The sequence below is a fragment of the Methylobacterium sp. E-041 genome, assembly GCF_022829665.1.
GTDB lineage: Bacteria > Pseudomonadota > Alphaproteobacteria > Rhizobiales > Beijerinckiaceae > Methylobacterium.
The window spans coordinates 1-627 of record NZ_JAKSYQ010000176.1; the positions used below are offsets into that span (position 1 = coordinate 1).

At 67.5% G+C, this 627-nt stretch carries 1 protein-coding gene; it reads right to left on the bottom strand.

Annotation, left to right across the window (positions count from 1 at the left end):
- On the bottom strand, nt 1-307 hold a 307-nt coding region (locus MKK70_RS31070), incomplete at its 3' end, for a transposase (RefSeq protein ID WP_409568281.1).
- Nucleotides 308-627: the final 320 nt, after the last annotated feature.

The following is a 627-nucleotide window of genomic DNA, read 5'->3' on the forward strand; positions in this document are numbered from 1 at the left end:
CGGCCAGCTCGATCTCGATGGCGCCGGGGCGGGGCGGCTCGTCGCGGACGGGGGGTTGCGGAGCGGGCACCGCGAGCGGAACGAGGCTCGGGCTGGACGCCCCCGGCGGCGGCGATGATGCTGTCCGGGGGGCTCGGCGCCAGCGGAGCAGCAGAGCCGAATGAAGCCCGTACCGGGGCGCCACTTCGGAGGCCGTCGTCGCGGGACCCTCCGGCTCGGCAACGGTCGCGCGCTTGTGCGAGGGCGACCACGTCCGTCGCGTTCCGCCGCCGACGATGTCAGCCGTGTTCGTCACGGGTCCAGACACAGGGCCGATACAGCGACATCCCGCGCCACCTCCTGTATCCAGACCCAGGCCCTATCCGCACAAGGCAGCCGTCACCGAGGGCTTAGAGCCTGCGCAGCCCGAGGCGGCGACGTAATGAGTTGGCTTGGCTCGGGGATTGACGAGCTTAGCTACCGAACTGCAGTCTTAGTTTAAGAGCGCGTAGCGAAGGCGTTGCTCTGACCCACTCGCACGGTGGTCGAAAACAGCGAGAGCCGGCAGCTACGGTCCTGGAGCGTGGCCGGCGCATTTGCTTCACAACTGCTCAAGCGCTTGTGTCTACCGCCTGAAAAATGATGTTT